The 23607-nt window shown below is 71.1% G+C and carries 25 protein-coding genes; 9 read left to right on the forward strand and 16 right to left on the reverse strand.

Annotated elements, in window-relative coordinates; genetic code table 11:
* Positions 1–8: 8 nt before the first annotated feature.
* On the reverse strand, positions 9–1310 hold the full coding sequence (kynU, locus tag KFLA_RS27255; protein ID WP_012923060.1) for a kynureninase: 1302 nt from the start codon (positions 1308–1310) through the stop codon (positions 9–11).
* Complete coding sequence (glgC, locus tag KFLA_RS27260; protein ID WP_012923061.1) at positions 1307–2533, reverse strand: glucose-1-phosphate adenylyltransferase; 1227 nt, start codon at positions 2531–2533, stop codon at positions 1307–1309. The genes kynU and glgC overlap by 4 nt, the downstream gene beginning before the upstream one ends.
* A gap of 65 nt (positions 2534–2598) precedes the next feature.
* Here glgC and KFLA_RS27265 point away from each other — a divergent pair, with 65 nt between their 5' ends.
* Both KFLA_RS27265 and glgA read left to right on the forward strand, forming a co-directional pair.
* Complete coding sequence (locus tag KFLA_RS27265; RefSeq protein ID WP_012923062.1) at positions 2599–3135, forward strand: GNAT family N-acetyltransferase; 537 nt, start codon at positions 2599–2601, stop codon at positions 3133–3135.
* A 15-nt stretch (positions 3136–3150) separates the two neighbouring features.
* The gene (glgA, locus tag KFLA_RS27270; protein ID WP_012923063.1) at positions 3151–4311 is read left to right on the forward strand and encodes a glycogen synthase; all 1161 of its coding nucleotides are present in this window, start codon (positions 3151–3153) and stop codon (positions 4309–4311) included.
* On the opposite strand, the gene KFLA_RS27275 is transcribed toward glgA, so the two are convergent.
* On the reverse strand, positions 4294–5136 hold the full coding sequence (locus KFLA_RS27275) for a helix-turn-helix domain-containing protein (RefSeq protein ID WP_237706611.1): 843 nt from the start codon (positions 5134–5136) through the stop codon (positions 4294–4296). The two genes, glgA and KFLA_RS27275, sit on opposite strands and share 18 nt — an antisense overlap.
* A 212-nt stretch (positions 5137–5348) precedes the next feature.
* Here KFLA_RS27275 and KFLA_RS27280 point away from each other — a divergent pair, with 212 nt between their 5' ends.
* The gene (locus KFLA_RS27280) at positions 5349–6218 is read left to right on the forward strand and encodes an oxidoreductase (protein ID WP_012923064.1); all 870 of its coding nucleotides are present in this window, start codon (positions 5349–5351) and stop codon (positions 6216–6218) included.
* Between the two features lie 169 nt (positions 6219–6387).
* Here the strand turns inward: KFLA_RS27280 and KFLA_RS27285 are convergent, their stop codons facing one another.
* Both KFLA_RS27285 and KFLA_RS36895 read right to left on the reverse strand, forming a co-directional pair.
* A complete protein-coding gene (locus KFLA_RS27285; protein ID WP_012923065.1) occupies positions 6388–7905 on the reverse strand; it encodes a leucyl aminopeptidase family protein in 1518 nt (505 codons plus the stop codon).
* 156 nt (positions 7906–8061) lie between these two features.
* Positions 8062–8229 carry a DUF3117 domain-containing protein gene (locus KFLA_RS36895; RefSeq protein ID WP_012923066.1) on the reverse strand — a complete coding sequence of 56 codons (168 nt, stop codon included), beginning with the start codon at positions 8227–8229 and terminating at the stop codon, positions 8062–8064.
* A gap of 163 nt (positions 8230–8392) precedes the next feature.
* Here KFLA_RS36895 and KFLA_RS27290 point away from each other — a divergent pair, with 163 nt between their 5' ends.
* Together KFLA_RS27290 and KFLA_RS27295 are read left to right on the forward strand one after the other, a co-directional pair.
* A complete protein-coding gene (locus KFLA_RS27290) occupies positions 8393–9211 on the forward strand; it encodes a PaaX family transcriptional regulator (protein ID WP_012923067.1) in 819 nt (272 codons plus the stop codon).
* 32 nt (positions 9212–9243) lie between these two features.
* Positions 9244–10035, forward strand: coding sequence for an enoyl-CoA hydratase/isomerase family protein (locus KFLA_RS27295; protein WP_012923068.1), 792 nt, complete (start codon positions 9244–9246; stop codon positions 10033–10035).
* 51 nt (positions 10036–10086) lie between these two features.
* Here the strand turns inward: KFLA_RS27295 and snpA are convergent, their stop codons facing one another.
* From snpA to KFLA_RS27330, 7 genes are all read right to left on the reverse strand, one after another.
* Positions 10087–10758 (reverse strand): snapalysin, encoded by a 672-nt coding sequence (gene snpA, locus KFLA_RS27300; protein WP_012923069.1) that lies wholly within the window; start codon positions 10756–10758, stop codon positions 10087–10089.
* Between the two features lie 201 nt (positions 10759–10959).
* Entirely contained in the window at positions 10960–11529 is a 570-nt protein-coding gene (locus KFLA_RS27305) for a DNA-3-methyladenine glycosylase I (RefSeq protein ID WP_012923070.1), read from the reverse strand.
* Positions 11530–11575: 46 nt separating this feature from the next.
* On the reverse strand, positions 11576–12391 hold the full coding sequence (locus tag KFLA_RS35975; protein ID WP_012923071.1) for a DivIVA domain-containing protein: 816 nt from the start codon (positions 12389–12391) through the stop codon (positions 11576–11578).
* Positions 12392–12479: 88 nt separating this feature from the next.
* A complete protein-coding gene (locus KFLA_RS27315; RefSeq protein WP_012923072.1) occupies positions 12480–13346 on the reverse strand; it encodes an LOG family protein in 867 nt (288 codons plus the stop codon).
* A gap of 53 nt (positions 13347–13399) precedes the next feature.
* On the reverse strand, positions 13400–14461 hold the full coding sequence (gene dapE / locus KFLA_RS27320) for a succinyl-diaminopimelate desuccinylase (protein WP_012923073.1): 1062 nt from the start codon (positions 14459–14461) through the stop codon (positions 13400–13402).
* Between the two features lie 108 nt (positions 14462–14569).
* Entirely contained in the window at positions 14570–15244 is a 675-nt protein-coding gene (locus tag KFLA_RS27325) for a VOC family protein (protein ID WP_012923074.1), read from the reverse strand.
* Positions 15245–15839: 595 nt separating this feature from the next.
* Complete coding sequence (locus KFLA_RS27330) at positions 15840–16427, reverse strand: CGNR zinc finger domain-containing protein (protein ID WP_012923075.1); 588 nt, start codon at positions 16425–16427, stop codon at positions 15840–15842.
* 93 nt (positions 16428–16520) lie between these two features.
* Between KFLA_RS27330 and KFLA_RS27335 the strand changes: the two genes are divergently transcribed.
* On the forward strand, positions 16521–17180 hold the full coding sequence (locus KFLA_RS27335; protein WP_012923076.1) for a maleylpyruvate isomerase family mycothiol-dependent enzyme: 660 nt from the start codon (positions 16521–16523) through the stop codon (positions 17178–17180).
* 9 nt (positions 17181–17189) lie between these two features.
* Here KFLA_RS27335 and KFLA_RS27340 read toward each other — a convergent pair whose 3' ends face one another.
* Genes KFLA_RS27340 through KFLA_RS27350 form a run of 4 tightly spaced genes read right to left on the reverse strand, consistent with a single transcriptional unit; the run spans position 17190 to position 20296 of the window.
* Positions 17190–17987, reverse strand: coding sequence for a carbohydrate ABC transporter permease (locus KFLA_RS27340; protein WP_012923077.1), 798 nt, complete (start codon positions 17985–17987; stop codon positions 17190–17192).
* Entirely contained in the window at positions 17977–18219 is a 243-nt protein-coding gene (locus KFLA_RS38480) for a carbohydrate ABC transporter permease (protein WP_202797030.1), read from the reverse strand. Before KFLA_RS38480 ends, KFLA_RS27340 begins: the two co-directional genes overlap by 11 nt.
* Complete coding sequence (locus tag KFLA_RS27345; RefSeq protein ID WP_202797031.1) at positions 18156–18932, reverse strand: carbohydrate ABC transporter permease; 777 nt, start codon at positions 18930–18932, stop codon at positions 18156–18158. The genes KFLA_RS38480 and KFLA_RS27345 overlap by 64 nt, the downstream gene beginning before the upstream one ends.
* Entirely contained in the window at positions 18932–20296 is a 1365-nt protein-coding gene (locus KFLA_RS27350; protein ID WP_012923078.1) for an ABC transporter substrate-binding protein, read from the reverse strand. Before KFLA_RS27350 ends, KFLA_RS27345 begins: the two co-directional genes overlap by 1 nt.
* Positions 20297–20510: 214 nt before the next feature.
* Between KFLA_RS27350 and KFLA_RS27355 the strand changes: the two genes are divergently transcribed.
* The 3 genes from KFLA_RS27355 to KFLA_RS27365 all read left to right on the forward strand — a co-directional run bounded on the left by KFLA_RS27355 (position 20511) and on the right by KFLA_RS27365 (position 23601).
* On the forward strand, positions 20511–21356 hold the full coding sequence (locus KFLA_RS27355) for a KpsF/GutQ family sugar-phosphate isomerase (RefSeq protein WP_420167156.1): 846 nt from the start codon (positions 20511–20513) through the stop codon (positions 21354–21356).
* Between the two features lie 159 nt (positions 21357–21515).
* On the forward strand, positions 21516–22535 hold the full coding sequence (locus KFLA_RS27360; protein WP_012923080.1) for a ribokinase: 1020 nt from the start codon (positions 21516–21518) through the stop codon (positions 22533–22535).
* A gap of 49 nt (positions 22536–22584) precedes the next feature.
* Positions 22585–23601, forward strand: a complete 1017-nt coding sequence (locus KFLA_RS27365) for a LacI family DNA-binding transcriptional regulator (protein ID WP_012923081.1) — start codon at positions 22585–22587, stop codon at positions 23599–23601.
* The last annotated feature ends 6 nt before the right edge of the window (positions 23602–23607 follow it).

The raw sequence follows: 23607 nt of genomic DNA on the forward strand, positions 1-23607 counted from the left end.
GCTCTCCGTCATGCCGTCTCGGGAACGGCCTCGGCCAGCGCCTCCACCGCGCGCCGGCAGTCGTGGTACAGCGAGTACAGCGGCACCGGCGCCAGCCGTACGACGTCGGGCTCCCGCGCGTCGGCGATCACCCCGAACTCGAACCGCAGCCGCTTGGTCAGCTCCCCCGCCCGCAGCCCGCCGCCGATCCGCACCGACAGCTGGGCCCCGCGCCGGGCCGGATCCGCCGGCGTGATCACCCGCAGCGGCCGGCTCGGCGTGATGCCCGCCAGCAACCGCTCCAGGTACGCCGTGAGCCGCAGGCTGCGTTCCCGCAGCACGTCCATCCCGATCCGGTCGAACAGCTCCAGCGACGTACGGACCGGGCTCATCGCGAAGATCGGCGGGTTCGACACCTGCCAGGCCTCGGCCGAGCGCGGCGGCCGGGACAGCGGCGCCATCGCGAACCGGGTCGCCTGCTCCGTGCTCCACCACCCCTCGAACCGCGGCCGCCCGGCGCGGTCGTCCGCAGGGTGGTGCCGCTCGTGCACGAACACCCCGGCGAGCGCGCCGGGCCCGGCGTTCAGGTACTTGTACGAGCACCAGGCGGCGAAATCCACGTCCCAGGCGTGCAGCCGCAACGGCACGTTGCCGGCCGCGTGCGCCAGGTCCCAGCCGACGACCGCACCGGCGGCGTGTCCCGCGGCGGTGATCGCCGGAATGTCAAGCAGCTCGCCGGTCAGGTAGTTCACTCCGCCGAGCAGCACCAACGCGACGTCCGGGCCGATCCGGGCGATGACGTCCTCGGTCCGCAGGCAGTCCTCCCCGTCGCGCGGCCTCACCCGGACGATCGCGTCGTCGGGATCGAACCCGTGCCACGCCGCCTGTGAACGGACCGCGTAGCTGTCGGACGGGAAGGCCGAGTCCTCGATCAGGATCCGGTACCGGTCGGGAGCCGGGCGGTAGAACGACACCATCAGCAGGTGCAGGTCGACCGTGAGCGAGTTCATCACCACGGTCTCGGTCGGCAGCGCCCCGACCAGCCGGGCCGCGGGTCCGGTCAGCAGCTCGTGGTACGGCAGCCACGGCCGCCCGGCCTCCAGGTGCCCCTCGACGCCGAGCTCGGCCCAGGCGTCCAGGTCGGCCAGCAGCTCGGACCGGGTCGCCTTCGGCCGCAACCCCAGCGAGTTGCCCGCGAAGTACGCGACGTCGGGATAGTAGCCGTCCGGCCACGGCGGTACGTCGAACAGCTCCCGGTGGCCCGGATCGGCCGCGTCCAGGGCGAACGCCTCGCGCTCGCCCTCGCTGATCGGCCGGCCGGGCTCGGTCACGGCTCGATGACCTGGTCCTTGCCGAGCACCGTGACTCCGCCCTTGGAGACGGTAAAGCCGCGCTCGCGGTCGAGGTCGGGATCGACGCCGATCTGCAGGCCGTCCGGAACGACGATGTTCTTGTCCAGGATGACGTTCTTCAGCGTCACGTTGGCGCCGATCCGGCAGTTGTCCATGATCACCGAGCGCTCGATCGACGCGCCCCGGCTGACGATCACGTTCGAGCCGAGCACCGAGTGGTCGACGCAGGCGCCGGACACGATCGAGCCCTGGCAGACGATCGACTCGCCGACGGTCGCGTCGTCGGTGAACTTCGCGCCCGGCAGCTGCGGGTGTGAGGTGAAGATCGGCCAGTCGGAGTTGTAGAGGTTGAACACCGGCTGGATCGAGACCAGGTCCATGTGCGCCTCGTGGTACGAGTCCAGCGACCCGACGTCGCGCCAGTACGAGCGGTCCCGGTCCAGCGCGCCCGGTACGTCGTTGTCCTTGAAGTCGTAGACGCCGGCCTTGCCCTCGGCAACCAGCATCGGCACGATGTCGCCGCCCATGTCGTGCCGCGACGCCGGGTTGGCGGCGTCCTTGCGCAGCGCCTCCACCAGCACGTCGGCGCTGAACACGTAGTTGCCCATCGAGGCGAACGTCTCGTCCGGGGAGTCCGGCAGCCCGGGCGGATCGGCCGGCTTCTCCAGGAACTCGGCGATCCCGTGGCCGTCCTCGGCGGTCTTGATCACGCCGAACTCCGTCGCCTCGGCGCGCGGGACCCGGATCCCGGCGACGGTGACGCCGTTGCCGCGCTCGATGTGGGCCGCGACCATCTGCGAGGCGTCCATCCGGTACACGTGGTCGGCGCCGAACACCACGATGATGTCGGGCTTGTGGTCGTTGATCAGGTTCATCGACTGGTAGATGGCGTCCGCGCTGCCCTGGTACCACTGCGGGCCGAGCCGCTGCTGGGCCGGCACGCAGGTGACGAAGTTGCCCAGGAACGTCGACATCCGCCACGTCATCGTGACGTGCCGGTCCAGCGAGTGCGACTTGTACTGGGTCAGCACGCACAGGTTGCGGTAGCCGGCGTTCACCAGGTTGGACAGCACGAAGTCGATCAGGCGGTAACTCCCGCCGAACGGCACGGCCGGTTTGGCCCGGTCCGCCGTCAGCGGCATCAGCCGCTTGCCCTCGCCACCGGCCAGCACGATTCCGAGCACTCTGGGAGCCTTCGCCATGTCCGCACCTTAGCTGCCGAACTTCCTTCGCATAAGACGGTTGCGAGTGTCGGCACACTGAGTACATGCCAACCCTCGTCGAACCCACCACTGCCGTTCACCGTTCGTTCCTCGCGGCCTGGGACGAGCTGGAGCCGGCGGACGAGCGGTGGATGGGCGCCCACGCCCTCGACGAGGACTGGACCCGGGCCCGGACCGAGGACCCGCAGGAGTTCGCCCGACTGGTCGACGCCATCAAGGCGGAGGCGGACGAGAACACCCAGCTGCCGGCCGGCCTGGTCCACCAGACCGTGCTCTGGTTCACCGACGGCGACGAGTGGCTTGGCCGCCTGTCCATCCGCCACGAACTCACCCCGGCACTGCTCGAGCTCGGCGGTCACATCGGGTACGTCGTCCGGCCGTCCGCCCGGGGCCACGGCTACGGAACCGAGATGCTCACCCAGTCGCTGCCCTGGGCGGCCCGGCTCGGCATCGACCCCGCGCTGCTCACCTGCGACGCCGACAACCCCGCCTCCCGCAAGGTGATCGAGGCCGCCGGCGGCGAGCTGGAGGACGAACGCCACGGCAAACTGCGGTTCTGGGTGCCCACGACGCTGAGCTGATCTAGGGTCGGGGGCATGAAGGTCGGGATCCTGACGCGTGAGTATCCTCCGGACGTCTACGGCGGAGCGGGGGTGCACGTCGACTTTTTGGTCCGCGAGCTGCGCCGGCTTGTGGACGTGGATGTGCACTGCATGGGCGAGCCCCGGGCGGGTGCCACCGCGCACTCCGAGGACGACCCCCGCCTACCAGCCGCGAACGCCGCACTGCGGGTACTGTCCACCGACCTGACCATGACCGCCGCAGTCAGCAACAGCGACCTGGTCCACTCCCACACCTGGTACGCGAACATGGCCGGCCACTGGGCCAAACTCCTCCACGACATCCCCCACGTGGTGACAGCACACTCGCTGGAACCCCGCCGACCATGGAAAGCCGAACAACTCGGCGGCGGCTACCGCCTGTCCAGCTGGGCCGAACGCACAGCCTACGAAGCCGCCGACGCCGTCATCGCGGTCAGCCGCGGCATGCGCGACGACGTCCTCGACTGCTACCCCACCATCGACCCCGCCAAAGTCCACGTCATCTCCAACGGCATCGACGCCGACTTCTACCACCCCGACCCCGCCACCCACGTCCTGGACCGGCTCGGCGTCGACCTCAACCGCCCCTACGTCACCTTCGTCGGCCGCATCACCCGCCAAAAAGGCGTACCACACCTGCTCCGCGCCGGCCTCCAACTAGACCCCTCGGTCCAACTGGTACTCCTGGCCGGCGCCGCCGACACACCCGAACTGAAAACCGAAACCGACGCCCTGATCGACGAACTGAAAGCCGCCCGCGACGGCGTCTTCGTCGTCTCCGACATGCTGCCCCGCGAAGACGTCCGCCAAGTCCTCACCCACGCACTGGCCTTCTGCTGCCCCTCGATCTACGAACCACTCGGCATCGTCAACCTCGAAGCAATGGCCTGCCAAACCGCCGTCGTCGCCTCCGCAGTCGGCGGCATCCCCGAAGTCGTCCACCACGGCCTCACCGGCACCCTGGTCCACTACGACCAAAACGACCCCGCCACCTTCGAAACCCAACTCGCCAACGGCATCAACGACCTCGTCGCCAACCCCGCCAAAGCCCAAGCAATGGGCAAAGCCGGCCGCGAACGCGCCATCACCCAGTTCGGCTGGGACGCCGTCGCCGACCGCACGGTCGCCCTCTACCAGTCACTGCTCAGGCACTGAGCCCTTCGCGCTCGTCCGGTCGCTGACGTCGTCGGCCTCACCGGCGAGCGTCGATGCCGTGCCGGCGGCGAGGCTGCCGAGCAGGCCGAGCAGCTCGACGCTGCGCGAGCCGGGCTCGGCGTGGAAGACGACGAGCCCCAGTCCGGTGCCGCTGATCACCAGCTTGTTGGCCGTCAGGTCCAGGTCGCCGACCGCTGGATGGCGAAGGTGGCTGATCCGGCTCCGCTTCGGCCGGACCGTGTGCCGGCCCCACAGCTGACGGAACAGGTCGCTGCGCACCGACAGCTCGCCCACCAACTCGACCAGCCGAGGATCGTCGACGTCCGGGCCGACGTGGGCGCGCAGGGTCGCGACGCCTTCCGCGACGGTGTCCTCCCAGTCCCGCCGCAGTTCCCGCTCCGCCGGGTCGAGGAACACCGCACGCAGCAGGTTCACCCCGACCGCGTAGTTCGGCGACAGCGCCGCCGCCGGCGGGTTCACCGCGAGTACCTCGGAGAACTTGTCCTGCACGTACGCCGGGTTGTTCGGCCAGCCTTCGATCAGCCCCAGCACGCTGGCCGGAACCTGCTCGGGCTTGGCCGGCCGTCGCCGTACGGCCTGTTTCCGGCTCCGCGGCTGCTCCCGGGTCAGCTCCACCAGGTACGCCGTGGCGTCGGCATCCAGCTGGAGCACCTCGGCGAGCGCGTCGAGGACCTGCACGGACGGATTCCGGTCTCGCCCCTGCTCCAGCCGCAGGTAGTAGTCGGAGCTGATTCCGGCCAGCATCGCGACCTCTTCCCGGCGCAGCCCCGGCACCCGCCGCAGGCCGACGCTGCGCAGACCCACGTCCTCGGGCGAACGAGCTCCCGCCGGGCCCGGAGGAACTCGCCCAGCAAGTTGCCGTTGTGCATGCCGTCCACGGTAGTCCGGCCGCTGCCCCACTGCCTGTGCCCTGGCAGTCCCAGGAACGGCAGGGCACTGCCCGTCCGCCCGTCCGCGGCAAACAGTGGGAGTCGGGCGGACCGACCGGTTCGCCCGATCAGCGGAAAGGCAGCGCGATGAGCAGCAGCACCACCCCGGGCGGAACCCTCACCCTCGCCGACGACCTCACGATCAGCCGGATGGGCTACGGCGCCATGCAGCTGGCCGGCCCGGGGGTCTTCGGTCCGCCGAAGGACCGCGACGCGGCGATCGCCGTGCTGCGGACCGCGGTCGAGCTCGGCATCACCCACATCGACACCAGCGACTTCTACGGGCCGGTCGTGGTGAACGAGCTGATCAAGGAGGCCCTGTCGCCCTACCCCGCCGACCTGCGCATCGTCACCAAGGTCGGCGCCCGGCGCGGCGCCGACGCCAGCTGGACGATGTCCCACGACCCCGCGGACCTCAAGGCCCAGGTGTACGAGAATCTGGAGCATCTCGGCGTGCCCGCCCTGGATGCGGTGAACCTCCGGATGGGCTCGCCCGAAGGCCCGGTCGAGCAGTCGATCGCCGAGCCGTTCGGCGCGCTGGCGGACCTGCAGAAGGAAGGCCTGATCCGGCACCTCGGACTCAGCACGATCACCGCGAACCAGCTGTCCGAGGCGCAGGCGATCGCCCCGGTGGTCACCGTGCAGAACCTCTACAACCTGGCCAACCGCCAGGACGACGCCCTGGTCGAGCTGTGCGCGGCCGAGAACATCGCCTTCGCGTCGTACTTCCCGCTCGGCGGCTTCAGTCCGCTGCAGTCGAGCACGCTCACCGAGGTGGCCCAGCGGCTCGACGCGACCCCGCAGCAGGTGGCCCTCGCCTGGCTGCTGCAGCGCTCCAGCACCAGCGTCGTCATCCCCGGCACCTCGTCGGTCGCGCACCTGCGGGAGAACGTCGCCGCCGCCGACCTGGTGCTCCCGGCCGACGCCGTCGCCGAGCTCGACCGCATCGGCGGCTGAACCTGCAGCACTCACCAACTCGCCCAGCTGCCGCGAGCGCGCGCCGCCCCAGGCGCTCCTGGGGCGGTGCGTCCGGACTTGGTGAGTGGTGGGTGTCCGGTCGCAGGCGGCACCGGCGAGTTCGCCGCCCGCCGTCGTCCGGTCCGGCGACCGGTGTCCGGTGTCCGGCTCAGACGATGCCGGCGACCGGGTTGTCCGAGGTCAGCCAGGTGGTGAGCAGGCGGGCGCCCGCGCCGGTGGCGCCGAGGGAGTACTCGTGCTCGTCGCGCGGGGACTCGGCGATGCTGGACAGGTCCAGGTGCGCCCAGGGCACGTCCCCGGCGAACGCCTTGAGGAACAGCGCCGCGGTGATCGAGCCCGGGCCCTTGGAGCTGTTCACCGAGTCCGCGACCGGGGTCGAGATCAGCTCGGCGTACTCGGCCGGCAGCGGCATCCGCCACAGCCGTTCGCCGGAGACCTCGCCGGCGTCGGCCAGGTTGTCGGCGAGCGCGTCGTCGGTGGCGAACAGGCCGCCGTACAGCATCGCGCCGAGCGACACCTTGATCGCGCCGGTGAGGGTGGCGATGTCGACGACGACGTCCGGCTTCAGCTCCTCGACCGCGTACGCGATGCCGTCGGCCAGCACCAGCCGGCCCTCGGCGTCGGTGTTCTTCACCTCGGTGGTCCGGCCGCCGTAGTGCCGGATCACGTCGTCCGGCCGGTACGCCGTGCCGGACGGCATGTTCTCGGCCGCGCAGACCAGCCCGGTGACCCGGACCTTCGCGCCCAGCTCGCGCAGCGCCGACATGGTCGCGATCACCGAGCCGCCGCCGGTCATGTCCCGCTTCATCGACACCATGCCCTCGCGCGGCTTCAGCGACAGGCCGCCGGTGTCGTAGGTGATGCCCTTGCCGACCAGCACGACGTACGGCGTGTCCTTGCCGGCGCCGTCGGGGGTGTAGTCGATCCGGATCAGCCGCGGCGGCCGGACGGAGCCCTGACCGACCGCGAGAAGGCCGCCGAAGCCGTCGGCGGCGAGCTGCTTCTCGTCCCAGACCGTCACCTCGAGCCCACCGGTCGCCGCGAGCTCGGTGGCGCGCGCGGCCAGCCAGGCCGGGTCCTTCTCGTTCGACGGGGTGGTCGCGAACTGGCGGGCCAGCCAGCCGGTGCGGCCGACCACGACGCCGCGGGCGACCGCGGCGGACCGGTCGGCGGCGGACCCGTCGGTCAGCGTGATCCGGCCGGCCACCGGGCGGCCCGGGTCGACGGTCTTGCGGTGGAACGTGAACGAGCCGAGCACCACGCCCTCGGCGAACGCCTGCAGCCCGGCATCGTCGATGCCCTCGGCAACGACGGTGGTGAGCTCGTCCTTGCCCCGGCCGAACCGGGCGATCGCCGCCCCGGCGTGTCGCAGCTCGGCCGGCGTTCCGTCGCCCGCTCCGACCAGTAGCACCTCGGCGACCTCACCGGTCAGCAGCGGGTACGCCGCGGTGGCGCCGGCGGACGGGCTGAACCCGGTGTCCCGCTGCACCTCGAGCAGCCGGGTCAGGTCGACCCCGAGCCGCTCACCGGCCTCCTTGGCGGCGGCGGGCAGTCCGGCCTCACCGGCCACGACCACCCAGCTGCGGGCCCCGTGCACGGGAAGCCCCGGCTGCCACTGGACGGCCGGAAGAGTCGGGAAGACGTTCTGGGAACTACGGCGAGCCACAGGAGACCTCACTGGATTCGATCAAAGGGCCTGGTTCTACTGCCGGACCTTACTTCTGGGCAGACGTAACGACCCCGGTGGGTGCCGGGTACAAGCACCCACCGGGGTCCAGGTGTGTAGGTAGGGTGCGCTTCGGCGGCACCCTGCGGAGAACACTCAGCCGACTACGGCCTTGAGCGCGTTCCCCAGCTCGGTCGCCTCATCCGCGTTCAGCTCGACGACGAGCCGACCGCCGCCCTCGAGCGGAACCCGCATCACGATGCCCCGGCCCTCCTTGGTGACCTCGAGCGGACCATCGCCCGTCCGCGGCTTCATCGCCGCCATGCGCGCACCCCTTCCCTCATCTGTTGTGAGCGACGACACCGCGCGGTGACCGTCGCCGGCGCCACGCGGTGATGCGCCGTCGGCGCGTATCGCAGTGTGTATCGCGACCCATTATCCCCGATCCGAGGCCAGAGCCGTGCACCATACGGCAGACTCAGGTCTCGTGCACGCCCGATCAGCCCTTTTCGACCTGTACGGCGACCACCTGCGCGCCCGGGGCGCGCGGGCCCCGGTGGCTGCCCTGGTCCGGCTGCTCGCACCGCTGGGTGTGCAGCCGCCGGCGGTCCGCACGGCCGTGTCGCGGATGGTGCGGCAGGGCTGGCTGGAGCCGGTCCGGACCGACGGCCAGCCCGGATACGCCCTGACCGCCCGGGCGCGTCGCCGCCTCGACGACGCCGCCGCGCGGATCTACCGCACCGAGCAGCCCGGCGACGGCTCCGGCGGCGCCGCGGCGGGTCGCGTCGACTGGGACCGGCACTGGCACCTGTGCATCCTGCGCGAGGTGCCGAACGCTCGTCGCCGTGAGCAACTGATGAACCAACTCTCCTTCCTGGGTTGGGCTCCGCTGTCCGACGGCGCCTGGGTCGGGTTGCGCAACGACGGCGAGGTGGACCAGATCCTGGCCGCCGAGGGACTGGCCGCCGACCGCTTCCGCGCCCCGGTCGACGACGACGCGGCGGCCTTCGCCCGGCGGGTCTGGCGGCTGGACGAGCTCGGCGCGGCGTACGACGCCTGGCTGGTCGAGGCGAAGGCGCTGGTGGACGGCGCGACCGGTGACGTCACCGACGAGCAGGCGTTCGCGGTCCGCTCCGAGCTGGTGCACGAGTGGCGCAAGTTCCTGTTCGTCGATCCGGGGCTGCCCGACGAGCTGCTGCCGGCCGACTGGGCCGGTGCCCGGGCCGCGGCGTTCTTCGACTTCCACGCCGAACGACTGAGCCACGCGGCCGGGCGTTTCGTCGACAACTGTCTGACCGTTCACTGAGATTTTTCACCGAGGGTTGGGAGCTGGCAACGATGAGTGACTCCGTCGTGTACGAGCTGTCCGGGGGCGTCGGCACGATCACGCTGAACCGGCCGGAGGCGATGAACGCACTGGACACCGCCACCAAGGTCGCGCTGCGCGACACCGTGCAGGCGGCGGCCGAGGACCCGGCCGTGCGGTGCGTCGTCCTGACCGGGACCGGCCGCGCGTTCTGCGTCGGGCAGGACCTCAAGGAGCACATCGGGCTGCTGGAGGCCAACGACCTCGACGCGCTCTGGGCGACCGTGCCCGAGCACTACGCGCCGATCGCCCGCGCGCTGGCCGAGATGCCGAAGCCGGTGATCGCCTCGCTGAACGGGGTCGCGGCCGGGGCCGGCGCGTCGATGGCGTTCGCGTGCGACTTCCGGGTGGTCGCCGACACCGCCGGGTTCAATCTCGCCTTCACCGGGATCGCGCTGTCCTGCGACACCGGCATCTCCTGGACGCTGCCGCGGCTGGTCGGGCAGGCCAAGGCGACCGAGCTGCTGTACTTCCCGCGCACGGTCCCGGCCACCGAGGCGCTGACGCTGGGCCTGGCGACCAGCGTCGTACCGGCGGACGAACTGGCGGCCGCGACCGCCGAGCTGGCCGGCAAGCTGGCGGCCGGGCCGACGCTGGCGTACGGCGCGGTGCGGCAGTCGCTGGCGTACTCCGCGACGCACACGCTGGAGGAGTCGCTCGCCTTCGAGGCGGGCAAGATGCAGTCGACCGGCAGCACCGAGGATCACCGCAACGCCGTCGCGTCGTTCGTGGCCAAGCAGAAGCCGACGTTCGAGGGCCGCTGAGCAGACCGCGGCCCGGAGCTGATCGCTCCGGGCCGCGGTGCTGGTGCTTGCTCAGCGGATGGTCTTGAAGGTGCCGCTCAAACCGGTGAAGCCGTTGGCCCACAGCTGGTTGACCCGGCTGCGCTCGGCCGAGTTCGGGTAGGCGTTGGTGCAGGACGGGCCGGGGCCGCCGCCGGACATCAGCTCGCTGCACGGACCGGAGTAGTGGTCCGGCAGACCGAGCACGTGACCGGTCTCGTGGGCGGTGATCCGGAGCGGGTTGTAGACCCGGGACTGGGCGTAGTCCAGGAAGATGTAGCCGCGGCCGTGCCCGTTGGTGGACGCGTACGAGCCGCGCGGGTCGTTGCCCTCGGTGTAGTAGAAGTCGTAGCCGCTCGTGCTCTGCACCAGCCGGACGTTGGTGACCGAGGAGTTCCAGATCTGGGTGGAGCGGGAGATCTGGGTGGCGAAGGTCGGCGCGTTGACCCGGTACCGCACGGTGACCGCGGCCAGCCGGTTGCCGGCCTTGGCCTGCTTGGCCAGCGCGGACTTCATCACCGCGTCGTAGAACGCCTTGTTGTTCAGCGCCTCCTGCGGCGACCCGGCGTACGCCGAGACCGTGGTGGTGGCGGCCTGGACTCGCTCCGGGGCGGGTGCCGCGGCGGCCGGCGCGGCGGCGAACAGGGACGCCGACAGCGCGGCGGCGGCGAGTCCGGCGAGGGACGAGAGGATGCGGTTCGGCATGGGCGGGCCTCACTCCAGATCAGTGACGGAAAGCGACCAGAGGATTACTGACCGCTGCCTGAAGTGATAGCAGGGATCGGAGTTTTCCGCAGCAGGCCGGGGAGAATCCGAGGGCATACCTGCGCGGACGACCGGGTTCGGCGATCGGTGTGCGGGGTATCCCGGCCTTGGGGGTTGCCTTCGGACCCGGAGAATCAGGGCTCAGCGGGCGATGCAGTCGGCCAGGTGGTCGTTGACGATGCCGGTGGCCTGCATCAGCGCGTAGCTGGTGGTCGGGCCGATGAACACGAAGCCCTTCTTCTTCAGCGCCTTCGCCATCGCGACCGACTCCGCGGTGGTGGCCGGGACGTCGGCGAGCGTCTTCGGCGCCGGTCGCTCGGCGGGCCGGAACGACCAGAGCAGCTCGGTCAGCTCACCCGGCGCGAGCTCGAGCAGGGCGCGGGCGTTGGCGATCGTCGCGGTGATCTTGGCGCGGTTGCGGACGATGCCGGCGTCGTTCATCAGCCGGTCGTGGTCGGCCTGGCCGTACGCCGCGACCACCTGCGGATCGAACTGCGCGAACGCCGCCCGGAAGTTCTCCCGCTTGCGCAGGATGGTGATCCAGGACAGCCCCGACTGGAAACCCTCCAGCGTCATCCGCTCGAACAACCCGCGGTCGTCGCGGATCTCCCGGCCCCACTCCTGATCGTGGTACTCGACGTACTCCGGCGCTGAAACCGCCCAGTCGCACCGCGGCCGTCCGTCGGGCCCGAGCACGCTCACTGGCCGCATCCCCCAGGTGCCACGCTCGTCGGACCCGAACCCACCCGCGCCACGCTCATCCGCCGGGACGCTGAGCCACGTTCACGTCGGGCGCAGCACTGTGCCGCCCGCGCGGGGTCTCGTCCACGGCGGTGCCGGCGACCTGAGCCGCGTCGCCGCTCTCCGACGGCTGTGCAGTGCCGCTCTCCGGCAGCTGCGCCTCAGACGCCCCCGTCGGCTCGGCCACCAGCTGGTCGCGCGTCGGCGGATACTCTCCGGCCTCCGCCGCGGCGTACTCCCCCGGCGCCAGTGCCTCGCTCCTCGGCGCCGCGGCCTGGTCCTCCCGCGTCGGCTGGGCGTCATCGCCGACGGCATGCTCCACCGGTACGACCGGCTCCGGGGCAGCGGTCACCGCGTGCTCTTCCGCTGCGACCGGCTCGGCGGCTGCGGGCTCACCAGCTGCGGCTTCGGCGGCTGCGGGCTCGGCGGAGGCGTCCGTGGCGGGGAAGTCCCCGCCGACGAGGATCGGCTTCTGGTAGCCGGTGTCGTCGAAGTCGGTCAGGTCGTACTCGGAGCGGGAGGTGAACCCGGCGCCCTCGGGGCCGTGCAGGATCGGCGTGACGGCGCGTTCCAGGTCGGCGATCCGGCGGTCACGCTCGGCCACCTCGCGGGCCAGCCGCTCCAGCAGCGTGTCGACCTCGTCCATCCGGTAGCCGCGCAGGCCGACGCCGAACCGGGTGCGCGCGATGTCGTCCGAGGACAGCACCTGCCGCGCAGGCACCGACGCGTCCGGCCGGTCGTCGTACGCCGTGCTCATCTGGCCCCAGCGCCCGGAGGCGACCACGGCAACAGCCCCGACCAGGACGACGACAACCAGCCCGAAGAACCACATCACGGGACCGATCGTGCCACGCCGGGGTGCATCGACGCACAACCGCCGCCGATTCGGGCCGCCGGACGGCCGGGCCGAGGGCGACGGCTCAACTGCCGTCCGACCCGAGCCGGTCCTGCACGCGGCGCTCCCGGGCCTGCGGGCTCTCCGCCTCGGCGACGTCCTGGGACGCGACCTCGGCGGCCTCCGCGGCGGCCGCGTCGGCCAGCTCGCCGGCCTTGACGATGTAGCTGACCGCCTCGTCCGCGTCGTCGGTGAGCGTGAACATCTCCAGGTCCGCCGCCGAGATCTTGCCGTCGGCAAGCATGGTCTCGCGCAACCAGTCCACCAGCCCGCTCCAGTACGACGTACCGAACAGCACCACCGGGAACGAGGTGACCTTGCGGGTCTGGGCCAGCGTCAGCGCCTCGAACAGCTCGTCCAGCGTGCCGAACCCGCCGGGCATCACCACGAAGCCCTGCGCGTACTTGACGAACATCGTCTTGCGGGTGAAGAAGTACCGGAAGTTCATCCCGATGTCGACCCACTCGTTCAGGCCGCTCTCGAAGGGCAGCTCGATGCCGAGCCCGACCGACACCCCACCGGCCTCGGAGGCGCCCTTGTTGGCCGCCTCCATCACGCCCGGCCCACCGCCGGTGATCACCGCGTAGCCGGCGCCGACCAGCTTGCGCCCGACCTCCTCCGCCGCGGCGTACATCGGGTCGTCCGGCCGGGTCCGCGCGGAGCCGAACACGCTGATCGCCGGACCGAGCTCGGCGAGCATGCCGAAGCCCTCGATGAACTCCGACTGGATCCGCAGCACCCGCCACGGGTCGGTGTGCACCCAGTCCGACGGTCCCCTGCTGTCCAGCAGCCGCTGCTCGGAGGTGGACTGCTGCACCTGGTTGCGCCGCATCACCACCGGTCCGCGCTGCTGCGACAGCTGCGGACGGTCTGGATGGATCGAATCTGCCATGCCCCCAGATTAGTGCGGCGGCTCGGCTCGGGTCCGCGCCACCGCGCCGCCGCTCAGGCTGTCAACCAAGTCCTCAACCGCTGTTCACACTGCTCGATCTCCGCCTCCGGCACGAACTCCTCCTGCTTGTGCGCGAGCAGCGGATCGCCCGGCCCGTAGTTCACCGCCGGTACGCCGAGCAGCGAGAACCTGGCCACGTCGGTCCAGCCGAACTTCGGCTTCGGCTCGCCGCCCACCACCTGCAGGAACGCCGCCGCCGCGGGCCGCTCCAGCCCCGGCAGGCCACCCGGCGCCGAGTCGGTCACGGTGACCTCGAACCCCTCGAACACCTCCCGCAGGTGCGCCTCGGCCTCGGCCTCCGACCGGTTCGGCGCGAACCGGTAGTTGATCGACACCGTGCACAGGTCCGGCACGACGTTGCCGGCGACCCCGCCGCTGATCCCGACCGCGTTCAGCCCCTCGCGGTACTCCAGCCCGTCGATCGGCACCCGCCGCGGCTCGTACGCCGCCAGCCGGGCCAGCACGTCGCCGGCGGCGTGGATCGCGTTGCGGCCCATCCAGGAGCGGGCCGAGTGGGCCCGTTCGCCGCGGGTGGTCACCTCGATCCGCATCGTGCCCTGGCAACCGGCCTCGACCACCGCGTTCGACGGCTCCATCACCACCGCGAACACCCCTTCGAGCAGTTCCGGGTTCGACCGGGACAGCTTGAACAGGCCGTTGCGCTCGGCCTCGATCTCCTCGCAGTCGTAGAAGATGTAGGTGACGTCGCGGTTGGGGTCGGCCAGGGTCGCGGCCAGCCGCAGCCCGACGGCGACCCCGCCCTTCATGTCGCAGGCGCCGAGCCCGTGGATCAGCCCGTCGGCGCGGCGCGACGGCAGGTTGCCGTTCAGCGGCACGGTGTCCAGGTGCCCGGCGATGACGATCCGCTCGGCCCGGCCCAGGTCGGTCCGGGCGACCACGGTGTTGCCGTGCCGGAACACCTTCAGATGCCCGTACGCCGACAACGCGGCCTCGACCGCGTCCGCCAGCTCCTCCTCGGTCCCGCTGACCGACGAGACGTCGACCAGCGCCGCCGTCAGCTCGGGACTGGTTGCGGTCAGATCAAGCTTGGTCATGGGGCCTCCCGGCCTGGACTGAGGAGTGAAGGGAGCGAAGCGACCGGAGCGACGAGGGGAGGGCGGGAGTCCCAGCCCCATGACTTGCCGCGCCGGAGGCGCGGCAATTCAGGACGGCAGGAACACGCAGAACTCGTTGCCTTCGGGGTCGGCGCAGACGTGCCAGCCGATCTCGCCGTCCTTGGGCCGCAGCAGTGTCGCACCCGCGGCCAGCACCGGCTCCAGGGCGTCCGCGGTGACGTCCCAGTGGATCCGGTTCTTCACCGTCTTCGGCTCCGGCACCGGCACGAACACCCAGTACTTGAACGGCATGCCCGGCACGTTCTCCAGCCAGCACCACGGCTTGCCCTCGTCGTGCGCGACGTCGCCGCCGACCACCTCGGCCCACCAGCGCGCCTGCCGCTCCGGCTCGGCCGAGTCCACCACCAGCTCCATCACCCGGTACTCCGGAGCGCTGTCCCGCACGAACCCGCAGAACTCCCCACCCTCCGGATCCTCCATCACCGCCCAGGGCTGCTCGTCGCTGATCGGGCTCTGCACCTTCGCACCGAGCTTCTCCAGCTCCTCGATCGCGGTGGTGTGCACGTCCAGGTGGACCCGCTGCTTCACCGACCGCGGCTCGGCCACCTTGTTGATCCAGATCGTCTGCTCCGGCCGGCCCCCGACCAGCACCTCCGGGTTGTCGGCCGGCGGCGTCAGCCCCAGCACCTGCCCCCAGAAAGCCGTCATCACACTCGGACAGTTGACGTCCACACACAGGTCCTTGAACCGCGCAACACTCATCCCCCAAGGCTAAAGCTTCCCCTCCCACCCCTCGTACACGACGCCCGCCCTCCCTCCCCCACCTTGAGCACCCGCCAGCCACCAACCGCCGCCACAAACAGCTGGCGGGTGCCCAAGGTCGCCGCACCGGCACCGCAGTACCCCACCTCCCCCGCACGAGGACCACTCACCCCTTCACCCCGCACATCTCTACGCCCGCCCCTCTCCCCCACCTTGAGCACCCGTCAGCCACCAACCGCCGCCACAAACGGCTGGCGGGTGCCCAAGGTCGCCGCGCCGGCACCGCAGTACCCCCTACCCCCGCCGTGGCGCACCCCTTCCGCCCCGACCTTGAGCACCGTCAGCCACCAACCGCCCCGCCACAAACGGCTGGCGGGCGCCCAAGGTCGCCGCGCCGAAACCGCAGTACCCCACCTACCCCCGCACGAGGACCCCTCACCCCAGCACGCCTCGACGCCCACCCCTCCCACCGCCACCTTGAGCACCTGCCAGCCATCGACCGCCCCGCCACAAACGGCTGGTGGGTGCTCAAAGTCGCTCGGGGTACGCCGGGGTACGCCGCGGCGCGGGGTGGGGCTGCGGGAGGTGCAGGGGGTCAGGTGGTGCGTTTGCGGTAGTGGCGGTTGACGCGTTCGCGGTTGCCGCAGGCCGGGGAGCACCAGGTTTGGCGCGGGTCGGTCTGGAGGAAGTACCGGACGCAGCGTGCCGCCGGGCAGGCGCGCAGGCGGGCCAGGTCGGGTCCGGTGAGGAAGTCGATGGTCGAGCGGGCGACCGCGCCGGTGAGCAGCAGCACCGGGTCCGACGTGCGCGCCGACCAGGTGACGGCCGGCGCGGGGTCGTCGTCCGGCCAGGTGAGCTGCGGAGTACCGAGCTGGTCGGCTATCCGGTTGAGGCGTTGCAGCGCGGTGCCCGGTTCGAGCGGGTCGGCGATCTCCACCTTGGTCGGAGGCGCCGGACGGATCGCCCGCGCGAAGAGATTGCGGACGACAACGCGCAGGTCGATCAGCGCCGGGCGTACCGAAGCCGGCCCGGGGAGGTCGACCGGATGCCCGACGAGCTCGGTGACCTGCGGCGCGGTGCGGTGCAGCCAGGCGGTCACGCCGGCGTCGTCGGCGAAGCTGTCCGCGATGCCGCCGTGGCCGTCGTGGCCAACAGTGGCCGCGAGGTCCAGAGCGAGCGCCATACCCCGCAGTCTAATGGGAAAGCCGGTTGCTGCCGTATGAGGGCGTGCCCTAGGGTCCTAACGACACGATACAGATCTACCGTTAGGAGCGACATGCTGAGACCCGAGGTGCCGGTTGCGGTCGAGCGGTTGAACGAGGTGCTGGCCGGAGTCGACGACGACCTCGTCCGGGCGCCGTCGGCGCTGCCCGGCTGGTCCCGGGCGCACGTGATCGCACACCTGGCGAACTTCAGCGACGCGATGACCCGGCAGGTCGAGCAGGCGCTCGCCGGGCGGCTGGTCGAGTTCTACGACGGCGGCCGGCCGGCCCGGGACGCGGCGATCGAGGCGGGCGCCCGGCGCTCTGCGGAGGAGCTTCGGAACCACGCGAAGCGGGCAACGGCCGAGCTGCTTGCGGCCTGGCAGCGGGTGGACGACTGGAGCCGACCGGTCAAGCACCGCGACGGCACCCTCGCGGACACCGTCTACACCGGCTGGCGCGAGCTGGAGGTGCACACGGCCGACCTGGCCCTCGCCCCGACCACCGACGACTGGTCGGAGGCCTTCTGCCTGCACCTGCTCGAGTTCCTCCAGCCGCGCGTCCCTGAGGGAGTCCGCCTGGTCCTGCAGACTCCAGACGTCCACTGGGCCCACGGCTCCGGCACCGACACTGTGGTCGCAGGGCGGCTCACCGACGTGACCGCCTGGATGGCAGGCCGCCGTCCCCGAGGCCCGTTGACCGGCGACCTCCCGGAGCTGGCGCCCTGGCCCTGATCCAGCCGGCTACTTCAGGCCAGTGGTCTTCATCGCGTCGACCAGGCGTTTCTGGCCGGCGACAAAGACCGCGACGGTCGGGATCGCGGCGATCACCGCGGCGGCGAGAATGAGGTTCCACGCGGAGGCGTACTGACCCTGCAGCCCCGAGATGCCGAGCTGCACCACCCGCAGGTCGGGGTTGCGGGTGATGGTCAGCGGCCAGAGGAAGGCATTCCAGTTGGCCAGGAAGAACAGCACCGACAGCGACGCGAGCACAGGCCGGCTGAGCGGCAGGATGACACTCCAGTACCGGCGCCAGTAGCCGCAGCCGTCCAGGTCGGCCGCCTCCTCCAGTTCGCGCGGGATGTTCAGGTAGTACTGCCGCAGCAGGAAGATGCCGAAGGCATGGAAGATGCTCGGCACGATCAGCCCGGCGTAGCTGTCCAGCAGGTTGAGCTGCTTGGCGACCAGGAACAACGGCACCAGGATCACCGGCAGCGACACCAGCAGCGTCGACATGATGCCGGAGAAGATCAGTGCGCGGCCGGGGAACCGCAGCCGGGCCAGCGCGTACGCCGCCATCGAGTGGAAGAACAGCGCGATCACGGTGACCGCCACCGACACGATCGCGCTGTTCAGCAGGAACCTCGGCAGCGGGAACTTCAGCAGCACGTACTGCAGGTTGTCCAGCGTCCAGCTCGACGGCCAGCCGAACGAGAACACGTCCTCGGCCGGTTTCAGCACACTGACCAGCACCCACAGCAACGGCGCGACCGCGACCAGCGCCAGGACGTGCGCCAGGACGGGAAAGAACCTAGTCCTCATCGAAACGGCCTCCCTTGGTGAAGGCGAACATCAGGCCGGTGCAGAGCACCAGGATCGCCACCACGACGGTGGTCAGCGCCGCGGCGTACCCGAGGTTGTTGAAGGTGAAGGCCTGCTCGTAGATGTAGAGCACGACCGTGCTGGTGGCCCGCGCCGGACCACCCTTGGTCAGCACGAAGACCAGGTCGAACGCCTGCAGGCCGGTGACCGCGCCGATGGTGGAGTTGACCACCACGAAGAAGCTGGTCGGCCGCAGCAACGGGGGATCACGAACCGGAACCGCTGGCAGGCCGACGCCCCGTCGATCTGGGCGGCGTCCTCGAGCTCCTTCGGCACGTCCTTCAGCCCGGCCAGCAGGACCAGCATCTGGTAGCCCATCACGAACCAGACGCTGATCACCACGTACGTGCCGAGCGCGAGCGACGGCGTGCCGAGGAACGACACGTCGCCGAGCCCGAACGGCGCCAGCAGCTTCGACACCGCGCCGCGCTTGTCGACCAGCAGGAACTGCCAGATCAGGCCGACCACGACCAGGCTGACCACGTGCGGCAGGAAGAACGCCGACCGGACCCAGCCGATGCCGCGGAAGTGGTTGCGGACCAGCATCGCCAGCCCGAAGCTGATCACGAACGCGATCGGCACGAAGCTGACCACGTAGATCGCGGTGATCTTCAGCGACGCCCAGAGCTGGTCGTCGCTGCCCATCAGCCGGTAGTTGGCCAGCCCGACGTACTGGTAGTTGCCGAAGCCGTCGACCTTGAAGAACGCGACGCCGAGCGCGAGCACCATCGGCACCGCGACGAACGCGAGCAGTCCGAGCAGGTCCGGCGCCAGGAACGCGTACGCCGCCAGCGCCTCGCGTCGCCTGCGGGTCATCGGCGCCTTGGCGCGGGTCGGTGGCACCCGCACCGGCGGCTTGGACGGGGGCGCTGTCGTGGTCGCCATCAGCTGATGGGCGCGCCTTGGTAGGTCTGCAGGAAGGTGTCGATCCGCTGCGCCGCGTCGGCCGCCGCCTTGGCCGGGTCCGCTCCGTTCAGCTGGCAGGCCTGGATCGCGTCCGCGATCGGCTGGTACACCTCCGGTGGGAACCGCGGCTCGGGCCGGCCGGTCGGCGCGATCTCGCCGACGAACTGCTTCAGCACGCCCTCGGCGAACGCGCCCTTCGCGTCGGCGGCCTGCTGGACCGACGTGCGCGGCGGCACGTTGGTCTTCACCACCGTGTTCCACTGCCGCTGCCGCTCGATGCCCTCGGCATCGGTCGAGCCCAGCGCCCAGGTGATGAACTTGGCCGCGGCTTCGGGGTTCTTGCCCTTGGAGTTGGCCACGAACGCCCAGCCGCCGAGGTCGGTGGCCGGCTTGCCGCCGGGCGGCGTGGGCAGCGGAATGATGCCGTACTTGACGTTCTTCGCCTTGGTGCGCAGGTCCGCGACCGCCCAGATGCCGCTCTGCTGCATCGCGACCGCACCGGACCCGAGGTTGGAGACGACGTCGCCGCCACCGTCGCCGAGCGCCTTGCGCGGCGCCACCTTGGTCTTGATCGAGTCCTGCCAGAACTTCAGCGCCTGCACGGCGGCCGGCGAGTCGAAGGCGACCTTGCCGTCCTTGATCGGGGTCCCGTCGCCCTGCCAGAGGAACGGGTACCAGGTGAAGTTCTGGTAGTAGCCGGGCAGCGTCTCGAACATCACGCCGTACCGGTCCTTGCCGGTCAGCTTCTCGGCGACCGCGAGGGTCTGCTCCCAGGTCTTGGGCAGATCGGCCTCGGACAGGCCGGCCTTGGTGAAGGCCGCCTCGCTGTAGTACATCGCGAGCGGCTCGATCTCCATGGGCAGGCCGTAGACCTTGCCATCGACCGAGCGGGCCTCCAGCAGGCCGGGCAGATAGTCGGCCTTGGCTTCGGCGGGCAGCGCCGAGGACAGGTCCTGCAGTACGCCGCCGTTGCAGTACCGCAGGAAGTCGCCGGGGCTGATCAGGAAGATGTCCGGGCCCTCACCGGACTGGAACGCCGTCTGCAGGGTGGTCCCGTTCAGGTAGTCCTTGCCGGGGATGTAGCGCAGCTTCACCTTCACGTCGTTGTTGGCGTTCCACTGCTCGGTCATGTCGACGAACCACTTGCTCTGCGGGCCGCCGTCGTCGGACGGGCCGTAGAAGTTCCAGAACGACAGCTCCTTGCCGCCTCCACCACCGCTGCCGTCACCTCCGCACGCGGTCAGCAGGGAGCCGCCGGCGGCCGAGGCGGCCAGCGCGCCGAGGCCGCCGCGCAGCACCGAACGCCGGCTGATCGGCCTGTTGGGAAAGGAGGGTGCGGGCATCGCGGGCTCCAGGGGGTCGCGCTCCGGATCTGGGCAATCGATTTCACGCAATCTACGAGCGAGGTCCGGGACGGTCAAGAGCGCAGCGGTCACGAGTTTGACCGGACAAAGCAACACGCCTTGTTTTGCTCGGGTTGCCGCCGTTGACACTGCGCACCGACGCTGCCTACGCTTCGGAAATCGATTTCTGAGAGCAGACCGGAAGCGGGTCAGGATGCCAGTAGTGCCGAACCGCGCGGACCGCCCCGCCGCCGAGCGGCAGCAGCTCGCCGACGGCGCCGAGGCGCCCGGGTCCGCCGCAGCCGTCAGCGCCCAGGCCGCCAGGTCCGCTCCGGCCGCGGACGTTGGCACAGAGGCCCATGGGTCCGCCCCGATCGTCGGCGCGCAGGCAAACGGGTCCGCCCCGGGCGCAGCCGTCGGCGCGGGGGTGGCCGAGCTTCCTCGTGACCTGGTCACCCGGGGACTTGCGGCGGCGCGCAGCGCGATCGAGACCGAAGCCGCGGCCGTCTCCGCCCTGGCGGACCGCCTCGACGGCGTGTTCCTCGACGTGCTGACCGCGGTGGCCGGCTGCCAGGGACACCTGGTCGTCACCGGCCTCGGCAAGTCCGGCCTGGTCGGCCGCAAGATCGCCGCGACGCTGGCCTCCACCGGCACCCCGGCCACCTTCATCCACGCCGGCGACGCGCTGCACGGCGACTCCGGCGCCGTCACCTCGCGCGACCTGGTGCTGGCGCTGTCCGCGTCGGGCGAGACCGCCGAGGTGTGCGCGTTCGCCCGGATGCTCGCCGAGCGCTCGATCCCGGTGATCGCGATGACCGGCGCCGAGCACTCCACCCTGGCCCAGCTGGCGACGTACACGCTGGACACGATGGTGCTGCGCGAGGCGGATCCGCTCAACCTCGCGCCGACCGCGTCGACCACGGCCGCACTGGTGATGGGCGATGCACTCGCCTGCGCCCTCGTCGTCCTGCGGGAGTTCACCCACCACGACTTCGCCCGGTTCCATCCGTCCGGCACGCTCGGCGCCCGGCTGCTCGGCTCCGGGGAGCAGGCCCCATGACGGTACCGATGCCGCGCCTCCGGCGCGGCGGGTCATGGGGCTGGAACTCCCGCCCTTCCCTCGTCACTCCAGTCGCTTCGCTCCCTCCGCTCCTCAGTCCAGGCCGGGAGGCCCCATGACCGGGCTCCCTCCACTCCTCAGTCCAGGCCGGGAGGCCCCATGACCGGACCGATGCCGCGCCTCCGGCGTACCCGGTACGACGTGTGCGTGCTCGGCTCGTTCATGAAGGACCTGGTCGCCAGCGCGGACCGGCGGCCGCTGCCCGGGGAGACCCTGCACGGCACGGCGTTCGCGGAGTTCCTCGGCGGCAAGGGCGTGAACCAGGCGATCGCCGCGGCCCGGATGGGCGCCCGGACCGCCATCGTCGGAACCATCGGCGCCGACCGGTACGGCGAGGAGTTCCTGGACCTGCTGACCACCGACGGCGTCGACACCGGCTGGGTGGTCCGGCACCCCGAGCTCGGGACCGGCGTCGGGCTGCCGCTGGTCCTGCCGGACGGCAGCAACTCGATCATCATCGTGTCCCGCGCGAACGCGGCGATCACCCCGGCCGACATCGAGGCGGCCGGCGAGGTGCTGACCGGCAGCCGGGTGCTGAGCGTCCAGCTCGAACTCCCGGTCGAGGCGAGCCGGGCTGCCCTCCGGCTCGCCTCGGCCGCGGGCGTCACCACGATCCTCACCCCCGCGCCGGTCGGGCCGGTGGACGCGTCGCTGACGGAGTACGTCGACATCCTGGTCCCGAACGAGGTCGAGGCCGCCGCGCTGACCGGACTCGACTGCGACGACGAGTCGCAGGTCCCGGCGATCGCGCGCAAGCTGGCCGACGAGTGGGACCTGCGCGGCTGCGTGGTGACGCTCGGTTCGCGGGGAGCGTTCGTGCTGGACCGGACCGCGGGCGTCGAGCTGCGGGTCGCGCCGCACCGCGTCGCGACGGTCGACACCGTCGGGGCCGGCGACGCCTTCTGCGGATCGCTCGCGGCCTCCCTGGCGGAGGGCGCGCCGCTGACGGACGCGGTACGCCTGGCGAACGCGGCGGGCGCCCTGTCGACCACCGTCAACGGCGCCGCCGCCTCCGCTCCCGGGCGGGCCGAGGCCGAGGATCTGCTGGGCTCCGTCCTGGTCGGGGGCGCCCCGGAAACAGAAGCGTCACCACTCGCCGTCGCACCGCCCAACCCGTGAGACCCTAGTGCCGTCCAGACGGCCGGCGGGTGTGCACCGGGGAGTGAGCATGACGACGATCTACGACGTCGCGCGTAGATCCGGCGTGTCTCCGGCCACCGTCTCCCGGGTGCTGAGCGGCCGCCGCAACGTCGACCCGGAGCTGTCGGAGAAGGTCCGCACGGCGGTCGCCGAGCTCGGCTACCGGCCGAACGGCGTGGCCCGGAACCTGCGCCGGGCGAGCACGAACCTGTGGGCCGTGGTCATCTCCGACATCGAGAACCCGTTCTTCACCTCGCTGGTCCGGGGGCTGGAGGACGTCGCCCAGACCGAGGGCTACCACGTCGTACTGTGCAACTCCGACGAGGACCCGGCCAAGGAAGCGGCGTACGCGTCGGCGGTGCTGACCGAGCAGATGGCCGGGGTGGTGATCTCCCCGACCAGCACGGCCGAGGGGGTGCAGCAGCTCGCCGAGGCGAGAACGCCGCTGGTGCTGATCGACCGCCGGGTCGAAGGCGTCGAGGCCGACACCGTGCTGGTCGACAACGAGCACGGCGCCGCCGAGGGCGTGAAGCATCTGATCGACGGCGGCTACCGGCGGATCGCTTGCATCACCGGCCCACGCCGGGTGAGTACGGCGATGGACCGCCTCGCCGGGTACCGCGCGGCCCTGCGCGGCGGCGGCATCCGCTACGACAAGGACCTGGTCCGGCACGCCGACTTCCGCGAGGCCGGCGGCTACGCCGCGATGGAAAGCCTGCTGGAGCTGTCCGAACCGCCCGAGGCGCTGTTCGTCACCAACAACCTGATGACGGTCGGCGCCCTGGAGTGCCTGGCCAAGAAGCGCCTCCGCGCCCCCGACGACATCGCCGTGGTCGGCTTCGACGACATCCCCTGGGCCGACCTGGTCGTCCCCAGCCTCACCACCGTCGCGCAGCCCACCTACGAGCTCGGCCGCACCGCCGGCCTGCTGCTCAAGGACCGCATCGCCGCCCCCGGCCGCCCGCCGTCCACCGTCACCCTCCGCACCGAGCTCCACATCCGCGCCACGTCGGCCCCGAAGAAGCCACCCCGCCCGAAGAAGTAGCCGAAC

The organism is Kribbella flavida DSM 17836, assembly GCF_000024345.1.
Classification (GTDB): Bacteria; Actinomycetota; Actinomycetes; order Propionibacteriales; family Kribbellaceae; genus Kribbella; species Kribbella flavida.